The organism is Campylobacter ureolyticus (assembly GCF_013372225.1).
Lineage (GTDB): Bacteria > Campylobacterota > Campylobacteria > Campylobacterales > Campylobacteraceae > Campylobacter_B > Campylobacter_B ureolyticus.
In genome coordinates, this window is sequence record NZ_CP053832.1 from 145,355 (window position 1) to 158,810 (window position 13,456).

15 protein-coding genes are annotated in these 13,456 nt (G+C 30.6%); 13 read left to right on the forward strand and 2 right to left on the reverse strand.

The genetic code is table 11. The features are described from left to right. Positions 1 to 3: 3 nt before the first annotated feature. From CURT_RS00765 to CURT_RS00805, 9 genes are all read left to right on the forward strand, one after another. Entirely contained in the window at positions 4 to 348 is a 345-nt protein-coding gene (locus CURT_RS00765; RefSeq protein WP_016646151.1) for a DUF177 domain-containing protein, read from the forward strand. Between the two features lie 21 nt (positions 349 to 369). Continuing rightward, entirely contained in the window at positions 370 to 516 is a 147-nt protein-coding gene (gene rpmF, locus CURT_RS00770) for a 50S ribosomal protein L32 (RefSeq protein ID WP_016646150.1), read from the forward strand. Continuing rightward, positions 516 to 1,514, forward strand: a complete 999-nt coding sequence (gene plsX, locus CURT_RS00775; RefSeq protein WP_018712598.1) for a phosphate acyltransferase PlsX — start codon at positions 516 to 518, stop codon at positions 1,512 to 1,514. Before rpmF ends, plsX begins: the two co-directional genes overlap by 1 nt. A 13-nt stretch (positions 1,515 to 1,527) precedes the next feature. Then, the gene (locus tag CURT_RS00780) at positions 1,528 to 2,517 is read left to right on the forward strand and encodes a beta-ketoacyl-ACP synthase III (protein ID WP_018712597.1); all 990 of its coding nucleotides are present in this window, start codon (positions 1,528 to 1,530) and stop codon (positions 2,515 to 2,517) included. A 119-nt stretch (positions 2,518 to 2,636) separates the two neighbouring features. After that, positions 2,637 to 3,380 carry a 3-oxoacyl-ACP reductase FabG gene (gene fabG / locus CURT_RS00785; RefSeq protein ID WP_016646147.1) on the forward strand — a complete coding sequence of 248 codons (744 nt, stop codon included), beginning with the start codon at positions 2,637 to 2,639 and terminating at the stop codon, positions 3,378 to 3,380. A 120-nt stretch (positions 3,381 to 3,500) separates the two neighbouring features. After that, positions 3,501 to 3,728, forward strand: a complete 228-nt coding sequence (acpP, locus tag CURT_RS00790) for an acyl carrier protein (RefSeq protein WP_016646146.1) — start codon at positions 3,501 to 3,503, stop codon at positions 3,726 to 3,728. Between the two features lie 23 nt (positions 3,729 to 3,751). Next, entirely contained in the window at positions 3,752 to 4,966 is a 1,215-nt protein-coding gene (locus CURT_RS00795) for a beta-ketoacyl-ACP synthase II (RefSeq protein WP_018712596.1), read from the forward strand. 2 nt (positions 4,967 to 4,968) lie between these two features. Continuing rightward, complete coding sequence (accA, locus tag CURT_RS00800; RefSeq protein ID WP_018712595.1) at positions 4,969 to 5,907, forward strand: acetyl-CoA carboxylase carboxyl transferase subunit alpha; 939 nt, start codon at positions 4,969 to 4,971, stop codon at positions 5,905 to 5,907. A 146-nt stretch (positions 5,908 to 6,053) separates the two neighbouring features. Beyond that, on the forward strand, positions 6,054 to 6,374 hold the full coding sequence (locus CURT_RS00805) for a c-type cytochrome (protein ID WP_018712594.1): 321 nt from the start codon (positions 6,054 to 6,056) through the stop codon (positions 6,372 to 6,374). Positions 6,375 to 6,453: 79 nt separating this feature from the next. Here the strand turns inward: CURT_RS00805 and CURT_RS00810 are convergent, their stop codons facing one another. Both CURT_RS00810 and CURT_RS00815 read right to left on the reverse strand, forming a co-directional pair. Next, a complete protein-coding gene (locus CURT_RS00810; RefSeq protein ID WP_016646142.1) occupies positions 6,454 to 6,705 on the reverse strand; it encodes a cbb3-type cytochrome oxidase assembly protein in 252 nt (83 codons plus the stop codon). 2 nt (positions 6,706 to 6,707) lie between these two features. Further along, positions 6,708 to 9,071, reverse strand: a complete 2,364-nt coding sequence (locus CURT_RS00815) for a heavy metal translocating P-type ATPase (protein WP_018712593.1) — start codon at positions 9,069 to 9,071, stop codon at positions 6,708 to 6,710. Positions 9,072 to 9,175: 104 nt separating this feature from the next. Between CURT_RS00815 and CURT_RS00820 the strand changes: the two genes are divergently transcribed. The 4 genes from CURT_RS00820 (at position 9,176) to CURT_RS00835 (ending at position 13,441) form a co-directional block, all read left to right on the forward strand. Beyond that, the gene (locus CURT_RS00820) at positions 9,176 to 9,556 is read left to right on the forward strand and encodes a hypothetical protein (protein ID WP_018712592.1); all 381 of its coding nucleotides are present in this window, start codon (positions 9,176 to 9,178) and stop codon (positions 9,554 to 9,556) included. A gap of 136 nt (positions 9,557 to 9,692) precedes the next feature. Next, entirely contained in the window at positions 9,693 to 11,000 is a 1,308-nt protein-coding gene (rho, locus tag CURT_RS00825) for a transcription termination factor Rho (RefSeq protein WP_018712591.1), read from the forward strand. A 15-nt stretch (positions 11,001 to 11,015) separates the two neighbouring features. Further along, entirely contained in the window at positions 11,016 to 11,678 is a 663-nt protein-coding gene (locus CURT_RS00830) for an SIMPL domain-containing protein (protein ID WP_018712590.1), read from the forward strand. Positions 11,679 to 11,683: 5 nt separating this feature from the next. Further along, positions 11,684 to 13,441 (forward strand): DNA polymerase III subunit gamma/tau, encoded by a 1,758-nt coding sequence (locus CURT_RS00835; RefSeq protein ID WP_018712589.1) that lies wholly within the window; start codon positions 11,684 to 11,686, stop codon positions 13,439 to 13,441. Positions 13,442 to 13,456 lie beyond the last annotated feature (15 nt).

Here is a 13,456-nt window from a genome sequence, read left to right on the forward strand (position 1 = left end):
AAATTGAAAATAGATTTTTTAAATCAAAAAATTTCTTTTGTAGAAACTTCTTATAATGGTGTAAATTTAAAAGGAAGTTTAGAAAAAGTTAGTGACAAAGTTATAAATTTAAACGCACATATTTTTGGAGAAATTCCATATATTTGCAATAGATGTGGCAAAGATATCACTTTAAGCTTAGATGAAAATGTAGATATAATTTTAAGCAATGGAGTTTATAACTTGCAAACACTTGATAATGTTATAGAGTTTTTTGACGGTAAAATAGACTTTGATGAAGTTATTCAAAGTGAAGTTGAATCTTTTAAAAGTGGCTATTTTTACTGTGATGAGTGCTCAAAACAGTAATAAATTTATAAAGGAGAAAAAATGGCAGTTCCAAAAAGACGCGTTAGTAAAACTAGAGCAGCGAAAAGAAGAACACACTATAGTGTAAAACTTCCTATTCCTGTAAAAGATAAAGACGGTAGCTGGAAAATACCACACCGCGCAAATAAAACAACCGGCGAATACTAATGATAAAGATAGCAGTAGATGCTATGGGTGGGGATTTTGGCTGTGAGCCTATTGTAAAAGGTGTTGTAGAAGCCTTAAAACAAAGGGAATTCGAACCTTTCTTAGTAGGCGATGAAGAGGCCATAAAGGAATTTATCCCTAATGAGTTTATGAATAGAGTTAGATTTGTTCAAGCTGATGAAATTCTAACTATGAAAGAGGAAGCTACAAGTGCTTTTAAAAAACCAAATACAAGCATCTACAAAGCTATTGAGTTGGTAAAAGATGGAGTTTGTGAAGCTATTGTATCTGCTGGACATAGCGGTGCAACTATGAGTTTAGCAACTCTTAAAATCGGTAGACTAAGTGGAGTTTTAAGGCCGGGTATTGCGACATTTATGCCTTGTAGTAAAGAAGGAAGCAAAACTCTTTTGCTTGATGTTGGGGCAAATGTTGATTGCAAAGCAGAGCATATTTTTCAATTCGGGGTTTTAGGACTTGCCTATGCAAGAAATATTATGAATATCAAAAATCCTAAAATAGGAATTTTATCCAACGGAGAAGAAGAAAGTAAAGGCGATGAACCAACAAAAGGAGCTTTTAAACTTTTAAAAAGGCTGGATTCTTTTATTGGAAATGTCGAAGGGGCTCAAATTTTTGATGGCTCGGTCGATGTTGTTGTTTGTGACGGATTTGTTGGAAATATCGTTTTGAAAACAAGCGAAGGCGCAGCAGCTGCTATAAGTAAGCTTATAAAAAATGAAATTAAAAACTCATTTTTGGCAAAACTTGGAGGACTTCTTTTAAAGCCTGGATTTAAAAATATCAAAAAACAAACTGATTATGCAGAGTATGGTGGAGCACCACTTTTAGGCATTAAAAAGTGTGTTATTATAAGCCATGGAAAAAGTTCATCAAAAGCTATTAAAAATGCTATCTTTCAAGCAATTGCTTTTGCAAAATCAGACATTACTTGCGATGTTGTAAATGAGCTTGAAAAGTTTAAAAAAGATAAATAAGGTTATAAAATAAATGAAAAAAGCATCTATGATATCTATTGCAGCCTATGCGCCTGAACATATTTTAACAAATCATGACTTAGAAAAAATGGTAGAAACAAGTGATGATTGGATCACAAAAAGAACCGGCATTAAAACTAGACATATAGCCAAAGATGAAGTTACGAGTGATTTAGGATATAAAGCTGCAAAACTTGCTATACAAAGAGCGAATTTAACCATAGATGATATTGATTGTATTATTTGTGCTACTATTTCGCCTGATTATCTTTGCATGCCATCAACTGCGTGTAGAATAGCGGATCTTTTAGGCATCGATGATATTATGGCATTTGATATAAGTGCTGCTTGTAGCGGATTTATCTATTTAATCGAAATAGCAAAAAGCATGGTTGAAAGCGGGCTTAAAAAAAATATTTTAATAATTGGAGCTGAAAAGCTTAGCTCAATTGTGAATTGGAATGATAGAACGACTTGTGTTTTATTTGGCGATGGTGCAGGTGCGGCTATTATTTCAGAAAGCAAGGATGAAAACTACATTATAGACACACACACTTCAAGCGATGGAAGTAAGTGTGACTTGCTTATAACTCCAGGATGTGGATCAAAAAATCCTGCTTCAAATTTTGTTGTAGAAAATAATCTTCAATTTATCCATATGAAAGGCAATGAAGTTTTTAAAACAGCCATTAATACTCTTACAAATGATGTTTTAAAAATTTTAGAAAAAAATAAAATTTCAAGTGAAAAAATCAACTTATTTGTTCCTCATCAAGCAAATTTAAGAATAATAAATGCAGTAAAAGATAGGCTTAATTTAAGTGATAATCAGTGCGTTGTAACGGTTGATAAATTTGGAAATACTAGCTCTGCTTCTATTCCAATGGCATTAAATTATGCTTATGAAAATAATAATTTAAAAAATGGAGATTTGCTTTTGCTTGATGCTTTTGGTGGAGGATTTACTTGGGGGTCTGCTCTTATTAAATTTGGCGGCAAATAATTAAAATTTCTAAAATTAAACTATTAAACTCTTTAAATAAAATTAATTTAAACTATTCAATTTATAAATTTACTTTTTTATTATAAAATTACGGCTGATTTAAATATTAAGGATTTAGTATGGAATTTAGCGGTAAAAATGTTTTAATTACAGGAGCAAGTCGTGGCATTGGTGCCCAAATTGCAAAAACTTTAGCCTCAAAAGGTCTTAAAGTTTGGATAAATTATCGCTCAAAGCCAGAAATTGCTGATGCTCTGTGTGAAGAGATTACTAAAAATGGCTTTAAAGCAGCGGTTATTAAATTTGATGCAACAAATGAAGATGATTTTATAGAAGCTATAAAAACTATAATTGATTCAGATGGCGAGCTAAGCTATTTGGTAAATAATGCAGGTATTACAAATGATAAGTTAGCTATTAGAATGAAACTTGAAGATTTTACAAGTGTAATAAATGCAAATTTAACATCTGCATTTATAGGAAGTAAAGAAGCTTTAAAAGTTATGAGTAAAAAACGCTTTGGATCAGTTGTAAATATTGCTTCAATTGTTGGTGAGATGGGAAATGCTGGTCAAGTTAATTACTCAGCTAGCAAAGGCGGAATGATAGCTATGAGTAAAAGTTTTGCTAAAGAAGGAGCTAGTAGAGGAATTCGCTTTAATTGTGTAACTCCTGGATTTATTGCTACAGATATGACAGAAGTTTTAAGTGATGAAATCAAACAAGGATATATAAACGCAATTCCGCTTAAAAGACTTGGTGATCCAAAAGATATAGCAAATGCAGTTGCTTTTTTATTAAGCGATGATGCAGGTTATATTACAGGAGAAGTTTTAAAAGTAAATGGTGGATTATATATGTAATAAAAGCTTATAATTTTATATATGATATAAGCTAAATATGATATAATTAAAAATTGTTTTAACTAAAACAAAAGCTTAAATATTGTAAAATATTAAATATTTTTATTAAGGAGTGCTGAAATGGCAGTTTTTGAAGATGTAAGAGATGTAGTTGTAGAACAACTTAGTGTAGATGCGGATGCTGTAAAACTTGATTCTAAAATCGTAGAAGATTTAGGTGCTGATAGCTTAGATGTTGTTGAGCTTATTATGGCTTTGGAAGACAAATTTGATGTTGAAATTCCAGATAGTGATGCAGAAAAACTACTTACCATAAAAGATGTAGTTGATTATATAGAAAAACTTTAATTTTTATTGTTAAGGGAGATATTTTGAAAAGAGTGGTAGTAACAGGTATAGGCATGATAAATGCACTAGGTCTTGACAAAGACAGCTCTTTTAAGGCTATTTGTGATGGCAAAACAGGTGTTTGTAAAGTAACTTCATTTGATGCAAGTAGACTTCCTGTTCAAATAGCTGCCGAAGTTAAAGGCTTTGATCCTCTTAGTGTTGTAGAAGATGGCAAAGAGGTAAAGAAAATGGATAGATTTATCCAACTTGGTTTAAAAGCCGCAGCTGAAGCTATGGAAGATGCCAAATTTGATAGTTTTGATGGCGATGAGTTTGGTGTTAGTTCAGCTTCTGGTATAGGCGGGCTTCCAAATATTGAAAAAAATGCTATTGTATGCTCGGCAAAAGGTCCTAAAAGAATCTCTCCTTTTTTTATACCATCAGCACTTGTTAATATGCTTGGTGGAATGGTGTCAATCGCGCACGGTTTAAAAGGTCCTAATTTATCAAGCGTAACTGCATGTGCAGCTTCAACTCACGCTATTTGCGAAGGTGCAAAAAGCATAATGATAGGTGAGGCTAAAAAGATGCTTGTTGTTGGCGCTGAATCTGCTATTTGCGAACTTGGCATTGGTGGATTTGCTGCGATGAAAGCTCTATCTGAAAGAAATGATGACCCAAGCACTGCTTCAAGACCTTTTGATAAAGGTAGAAATGGTTTTGTGATGGGTGAAGGTGCTGCTGCACTTGTTTTAGAAGAGTATGAAGAGGCCAAACAAAGAGGTGCAAAAATTTATGCAGAAATAATTGGCTTTGGCGAAAGTGGTGATGCATTTCACATAACTTCTCCAACACTCGAAGGTCCTTTAAGAGCTATGAAAAAAGCTTATGAAATGGCAGGAAGTCCAAAGATTGATTATATAAACGCTCACGGAACTTCAACAGCTATAAATGATAGAAATGAAACAAATGCTTTAAAAGAGCTTTTTGGAAAAGATAATGTTCCAGCAGTTAGCTCAACTAAGGGTCAAACAGGACACTGTTTAGGCGCAGCTGGTGCAACTGAGGCTGTTATTTCTATTATGGCTATGGAAAATGGAATTATCCCACCTACAATTAACCAAATTGAAAAAGATGAAGAGTGTGACTTAGACTATGTTCCAAATGTAGCTAGAAAGGCTGATTTAAAAGTAGTTATGAGTAATTCTTTTGGCTTTGGAGGGACAAACGGTTCTGTAATTTTTAGGAGGATATAAAAATGGCTAATTATTTGGATTTTGAAAAAGGAATAAAGCAAATTGATGAAGAAATTTCAAGTGCAAAAATTAGGGGCGATGATGATGCTGTTGAAATTTTAAATAAAAATTTGGAAAAAGAGGTTGTAAAAACTTATAAAAATCTTTCAGAATACCAAAGACTTCAATTAGCTCGTCATCCTGATCGCCCATATTCACTTGATTATATAAAGCTTCTTTTAAAAGATGGATATGAAATTCACGGAGATAGAGCCTTTAGAGATGATCCTGCAATAGTTTGTTTTATAGGCTATATGGCTGATAGAAAAGTTGTGATTATTGGTGAGGAGAAGGGAAGAGGCACTAAAAATAAAATAAAAAGAAATTTCGGTATGCCAAATCCTGAGGGTTATAGAAAAGCTTTAAGGGTTGCAAAAATGGCTGAAAAGTTTAATCTTCCAATTTTATTTTTAATAGACACTCCAGGTGCTTATCCAGGTGTTGGTGCAGAAGAAAGAGGTCAAAGCGAAGCAATAGCTAAAAATTTATATGAGTTTAGCTCTTTAAAAGTTCCTATGATTTCTGTTGTAATTGGTGAAGGTGGAAGTGGAGGGGCATTAGCTATTGGCGTTAGTGATAAACTTGCTATGATGCAAAACTCTATTTTTTCAGTTATTTCACCTGAGGGTTGTGCTGCAATTTTGTGGAATGATCCTACTAAAAGTGAGCTTGCAACAAAGGCTATGAAAATAACAGCTAGTGAGTTAAAAGAACATAAACTCATAGATGATGTTATACAAGAGCCTAAAACAGGAGCGCATAGAGATAAAGAAAGTGCTATAAAAGAAGTTGGCGAGTATTTTTTAAAAGAACTTAGCGAGCTTGAAAAGTTAAGTGTAGATGAGCTTTTAGAAAAAAGAATGGAAAAAATTCTAAGCATTGGAGCATATAAAGAGCGCTAATTTTAAATCATAATTAATATTTTTTATTAAATAATGATTTAAAAAATAGTTTTATAATGTGTGTATCTATTATATAGAGTTTAGTTTTTTATAAAACTTTAAATGTAGTTTTATATAACTAAAAAGTAAAAATAAGGAGAATAAAAATGAAAAAACTTGCATTAAGTTTAGTAGTATTAGGAGTTGCTTTTAGCGGAGCTTTTGCAGCTGATGGCGCAACTGTTTATAAAAAATGTATTGCCTGTCACGGCCCAAAAGCTGAAAAAGTTTATCTAAATAAAATACCTGCTTTAAAAACACTTGATCCAGAAGAAATGGTTCAAAATATGATCAAATATAAAGCTGGTGAAATGGGTGAAAACGGAAAAGGTCTTTACAATATGGGTGCTATTATGAAAGGTCAAATGGCAACTCTAAGTGAAGATGATATGAAAGCTGTAGTTGAGTATATCCAAACTTTAAAATAGTATTTTGAGGGGAGTTTTCCCCTCATTTTAACTTGCTATATTTTTTAAAAATTACTTTATCTATCTTATAAATTTGTGATTAATCAGGCGGTCTGTAGCCTTTATCTTTTTCTAAATCTTTATCATTTTTTCTATTTTTCAAAGCCTCTTTTTTCTTTTGTTCCATTTTATACGCATCATTTAACGCATCTTCGCTATCAAATTTAGTTCCATCTAAAAATTTAGAATAATCCTCAAATTGTTTTGTCTTTATTCCCCATAAAAGTCCAAATAACGCACACACTCCAAGTAGTATCGATACAAACATCATTAAAGCTATGATTCCAGTCATTTTTAATCCTTTAAATTTTTTACACTATTTAGCACCACAGCAAGCGAGCTTAAACTCATTGAAAGTGCTGCAATTAGTGGTATTATATACCCAAACACAGCAAGTGGAATTGTTATGGCATTATAAAAAAATGATATTGCTAAGTTTTCTTTAATGGTTTTTAATGTTTTTTTAGAGATTACTATCATTTCATAAAGGCTTTTTAGACTCTCATCCATTAAAACTACATCACTTTTTTCAACACTTATGCTAGCGCCATTTCCCATTGCAATACCTACAGTTGCTATGCTTAGAGCATTTGCATCGTTTATGCCATCACCAACCATTATAACTTTTTCAAGATTTTTTATAAAATCAGCTTTTTGAAGTGGAGAAAAACCAGCCTTATAGTCATTTATTCCAAGTTTTTTTGCCACATTTTCTACAACTTTTTCATTATCCCCACTTAAAATATATGGTTTTAATCCAAGGTTTTTAATGTTTTCAATAAGCATTTTAGCATCATCTTTTAGCATATCTTCAAGCTCAAATTTTGCTACAACTTCGCCATCAATAGCAAAAAAATAGTTTGTCAAATCACTTTTTTTACACTCTATACCGCACTCATTCAAAAACTTAAAATTTCCACCTATTAAATCAAAATTTTTATATCTTGCTTTTACGCCTTTTGCTGCAATTTCACTAAATTCACTAAATTTAAGCTCATTAAATTTAACTTTATCATTTATAAATTTAAAAACTGATTTACTTACTAAATGATTTGATTTTTTAACTAAATTTAAAAGCAAATTTTCATCAAATTCTTTAAATTTAGTAAAATTTATAACTTCAAATTCGCCTTTTGTAAGAGTTCCAGTTTTATCAAAAACTATATTTTCACACCCAGCAACACTTTCTAAAATAGCAGCTTCTTTAAAAATAATTTTATTTTTTAGTCCTATGCTAAGTCCAACTAAAGTCGCAACAGGTGTTGCAAGTCCTAGTGCGCATGGGCAAGCTACGATTAAAACACTTACTGCAACTAAGATTGATTTTTGTAAGTCTTGGTTAAAAATCATCCAGCAAATAAAAGTTATTAAACTAAGCGATAAAATAACTGCTGAAAAATAGCCTGAAATTTTAGTTGTAAGAAGTTCTATTTTGGATTTTTTAAACGAAGCATTTTCAAGCAAAGTTATTATTTTATTTAAAAGTGAGCTTTTAAAATCACAACTTGCTTCATAGGTAAGGCTTCCATCAAGACATATCGCACCACTATCAACAGATAAATTTTTTTCTTTAAAAAATGGCAGGCTTTCACCACTTAAACTCGCATAGTCAAAGCTTCCAGATCCACTAATTACTTTACCATCAACTAATACTTTATCGCCACTATTAATTAAAATAATATCACCTTTTTTCACTAAATTTAGATCTTTGGCTTCGAAGTTATCTCCATTTTTTACCATAACTTCGCTGTTCAATAAAATTGAAAAACTATCAAGCCTATCTACAGCTTTTTTTTGTGCTAAAAGTTCTAAATATTTTCCACCAAAAACAAAGGTGATTATCATCGCAGCACTTTCAAAATAAACCTCCCCACTTCTTGTAAGCATTACATAAACTGAGTAAAAATAAGCCGTCAAAGCTCCAGTTATAACAAGTAAGTCCATATTTGGAACTCTTGTTTTTATAGAAGTTTTTGCTCCTTTAAAAAAAACACTTCCTGTATAAAAAATAACTGGCGTTGCTAAGATAAATTCTACAAAATGAAGTAAGTCTTTATTTGCTTGTGAGATTGAACTAAAATATCCACTATAAAGTGCCACTGCTATCCACATTATATTCATAGTTACAAAAATTCCCACCAAAAGTTTTGAATAGTACTCTCTTCTTTTTGCATCCATTCTTTTTTGAGATCTTTTTGGATCGTAAGCAAAAGCATTGTAGCCGATTGAGTTAATAAGATTGAAAATATTTGCTAAGTTTGTGGTGTTTTCATCCCAGATTATTTTTGCTTTATGAGTTGAGGCATTTATGCTAGCTTCGATAATTCCAGGATGATTAAAAAGAACTTTTTCATTTAGCCAAACACATGCAGCACAATGAATTCCTTCTATTATTATATAAATTTCATTAAAACCCTCGTCTGTTTTTTTAACATAATTTTTATAAAAATTTTCAGTGTTTTCTTTTGTAAATTTTTTTAAGCTTGAGACAGGATCTAATTTATTTTTGCCAAGTTTTTCATAAAATTCAGCATATCCTTCACTATTTAAAAGGTAAAATACCTCTTTACAGCCATTACAGCAAAATTTATTTCCAAACTCATCAGTAATAAGTTCATTTTCATTAAAACTTAGTTGGCAGTGTTTACATTTTTCCATTTATTTTCCATTTTTATTACAAATTTATTCCAAATTTAGTTTTATATTTTACAAATTATAGCCTTTAAATTCAATATATGCTAATATTATAAAGAGGTAAATTTATGAAAAGTTTAGCAATCATATTTTTTATTTTTGAATGTTTTGATATTTTTTTAAACAAAAGCGAGAATTTACAAGGCTTGATTTTAAGCTATGCTAAAAAATGGCGAAAATCTCCATTTTTATTTTTAATAACTCAGTTTAATTTTTTATTTTTGAGTTTTTGTATTTTTTGCTTAAATTTAAAAAGTCCTATTTTAATAACACTTTATTTCTTATATCTTTTTGATAGTTTATGCAAAGCTTATTTTTGTGCAAAAATTTCAAAAGGTGAATTAAAAGATGATATAAAATTTTTTCTATCAAGCGATGTTAAAATTCCACTTCAAACTAGATTTATATTTTCACTAAGTGTTACTTTTTTGTTTTATTTAGGTCTTTAAGCAAAGCCTTTTTAAAGCCTATAAAGAAAGTATTAAGTTAAATTTGACTAAAATAAACCTTGCATTGTAAAAAATGCAAACTTCAATTATATTGAAAATCTACATAAATTTATATTCTGATTTTAAAGAAGGACAGATGGAAAATAATACTAATAATAAAAAACAGCACACGCGAACACATATACCTGTTGATGGGCATAAAATAGAAGATTTAAGGATAATGGATATTGAATCTTTGGCTCAAATGGCAACTGAAATGGGTATAGAAAATCCAAGAGAATTTAGAAAACAAGAACTTATTTTTGAAATTTTAAAAACACAAACAAAGCAGGGTGGGTTTATTTTATTTACTGGAATTTTGGAAATTACAAGTGAAGGATATGGCTTTTTAAGAGGAATTGATGCAAATTTAAGCGATAGCGTAAATGATGCGTATGTAAGCCTTAGCCAAATTAGAAAATTTGCTCTTCGTGTTGGGGATATCGTAACAGGTCAGGTTAGAGAGCCAAAAGATCAAGAGAAATATTATGCACTTCTAAAAATAGAAGCGATAAACTATAAAACAATAGCAGAAGCTAGACAAAGACCACTCTTTGATAACTTAACCCCACTTTTTCCTACAAAGCAGCTCAAACTTGAATATGATGCAATGAAACTAACTGGAAGAGTGCTTGATCTTTTTACTCCAATTGGCAAAGGTCAAAGAGGACTTATAGTAGCTCCTCCAAAAAGTGGTAAAACTGAACTTATGAAAGAACTAGCTCATGGAATTGCTAAAAATCATCCTGAGGTTGAGCTTTTGGTGTTGTTAGTTGATGAAAGACCAGAAGAAGTTACTGATATGCAACGCTCAGTAAAAGGCGAAGTATTTAGCTCAACATTTGATGAACCGGCAATAAATCACGTAAGAGTTAGTGAGCTTGTTATAGAAAAGGCTAAAAGAGCTGTTGAAATGGGAAAAGATGTTGTAATTTTACTTGATAGCATAACTCGTCTTGCAAGAGCTTATAACACAGTTACTCCAAGTAGTGGAAAAGTATTAAGTGGTGGTGTTGATGCAAACGCACTTCACAAACCAAAAAGATTTTTTGGAGCAGCTAGAAACATAGAAGAGGGCGGAAGTCTTACAATAGTAGCAACTGCTTTAATTGATACTGGTTCAAAAATGGATGAGGTTATATTTGAAGAGTTTAAAGGAACTGGAAATAGTGAAATTTTACTTGATAGAAATATAAGCGAAAGAAGAATTTACCCAGCAATTAACATCTTAAAATCAAGCACTAGAAAAGAAGAACTTTTACAAACTCCTGATATGCTTCAAAAAGTTTGGGCTTTGCGTTCAGCAATTGGAACAATGGATGATGTAGAGGCACTTAAATTTCTATATTCAAAAATGCTTACAACTAAAAACAATGAAGAGCTTTTATCTATAATGAATGAGTAAAAAAAGGAATTTGAAGTGAAAAAAGTTTTATTTTTAATGTTTGTTTTGTTAAATTTTGTTTTGGCTGATGGTTTTGTAACAGTTTATGGAAACTCAAATTTAACTCTTTCGCCAAATAGAGCAGTTTTAAATTTAGATATCTACTCAGATGGTGGAAATTTGCTAAGTGTAAAAGAAAAAAATGATAAAATCACAAAAAAAACTAATGATTTATTAAAAGAACAAAACATTTCAAAAAGCAGCATTCAAATACAAAGAGCTTTTATAAGCTCACGAGATAAATATAGCAAAAATGGCGAAGTTGCCGGCAAAATTTACTCTGTATCTAAAAATGCAAGAATTAGTATAAATGATATAAATAAAACTCACTCGCTAATAGATGCATTGATAAGTGCAGGAATTTCAAATATCAATATAAGTTATGAAAACAATGAGATAAAAACCTATGAAAATAAAGCTTTAAAAGAAGCTTTAAATTTGGCTATGCAAAAGGCTTTAAAGCTAGCCGAAGCTTCAAATAAAGAATTAGGTGAAATTATAGAAGTTGAAGAGCTTGGTGCAAATTCGCAAAACTATTTTATGAATGCAAAAAGTCTAAATGCTGCTGATAGTTTTGGAAATTTAGATGGTGTAATCTCAGTTGGCGCTAGTGTAAAAGTTAAATTTAACTTAAAGTAAAATACATGTATCAAGTTTTATCTTTAAAGTATCGTCCTAAAAATTTTGATGAGCTTATAGGTCAAGAAGCAGTTTCAAGAAGTCTTTCAAATGCACTTGATAGTAAGCGTTTGGCAAATGCTTATCTTTTTAGCGGGCTTAGAGGAAGTGGAAAAACAAGTAGTGCTAGAATTTTAGCAAAATCTATGCTTTGTAAAAATGGTCCTACAAGTCATCCTTGTGAAGTTTGCGATAGTTGTAAAATGGCAAATGAAAACGCTCATATTGACATTATAGAAATGGATGCAGCAAGTAGAAGAAAAATAGACGATATTAGAGAGCTTATTGAGCGCACAAAAACATACCCATCAATTTCACGCTATAAAGTATTTATCATTGATGAGGTACATATGCTTACAAAAGAGGCATTTAATGCGTTTCTAAAGACTTTGGAAGAGCCACTTGAGCATATTAAATTTATTCTTGCTACAACTGATCCATTAAAACTTCCAGCTACGATTTTATCAAGGACTCAGCATTTTAGATTTAAGCCAATTCCTCAAAATTTAGTGATAAATCATCTAGCAAATATTTTAAATAAAGAAAATATCACTTTTGAGGATGAGGCTTTGAAAATAATTGCAAGAAGTGGGGAAGGCTCTTTAAGAGATAGTATAACCTTACTTGATCAAAGTATAAGCTTTACAAATGGTAGTGTTAATGCAAAAGAAGTTGCTTCTATGCTTGGGCTTGTAGATCCTGTAAAAATAGATGAAATTCTAAACATTGTCTTAAAAAGAGATAGGGAAGGTGTTGTAAGCATACTTGATGAGCTAAGTAGTTATGAGGCAGATTCGATAATTGATCAGCTTACCTTAAATTTAAAAGATAAATTTTTAAGCAAAGATCCAAAATTTAATGTTTTTATGTACGAGAGGTTTTTTAGAGTTTTAAGTGAAGCTAAAACTATGCTAAACATGGGAAGTGATAATGGATTTACCATGGCCATGACTTTGTTTTTAATGATAGAGTCAATGGGTTTAAAAAGCATAGATGATATTATGAATGAAGTTTCAAACAAAGAACAAGACAATATTTTAAAAGACTCAAAAAATTTAGAAAAAGATAAAAAAGACTTAATATCAGAAATAAAAACAACAAAAACCCCATATGATGAGTATTTGGCAAATATCTATGATAGAAACTATGAGCTTGGTGAATGCTTTAAAAGAAGCGTTAAATTTAATGATTTTAAAGATAATACTTTATTCATAACATCGTTTGGTGATGAGTCTGATAGTGAGTTTTTAAGAAAATCATCAAAAGTTATAATGGAAATTTTAAGAAAAACCTTTAATAAAGATAGTAGAATAAAAATTTCTAAGTTAGAAAATGAGCAAAACTTACAAAATAAAGATTCTAAAACTATAAATCAAAATTCTAATACAGCCGCGGAAAGTTTTAATAAAGATTTGTCTATAAAAAAAGAGGATAATTTAAATAAAAATTATTATAAAACACAAAACTTAGAAAATAAAGACTTGCAGAGGAATAACGATAGCTTTAATAATTCAAACCTTGATGATGAGTTTAATAAAGATCTTGCAAATTTAAAAAAATTTAGTAAATTAAAAAATAGTTTGAACTCGCAAAATTTAGAAGAAAAAAATAAATCTTTATTGAATGAACTAAAAAATTCAAATAACTTTAAAGAAGATAAAGAGACTAAAAATTTAAAAGAGTTAACTAGACTTTTTGGAGATCCTAAGGTTGAGGAAAATTAAAATATTTTCCATAAA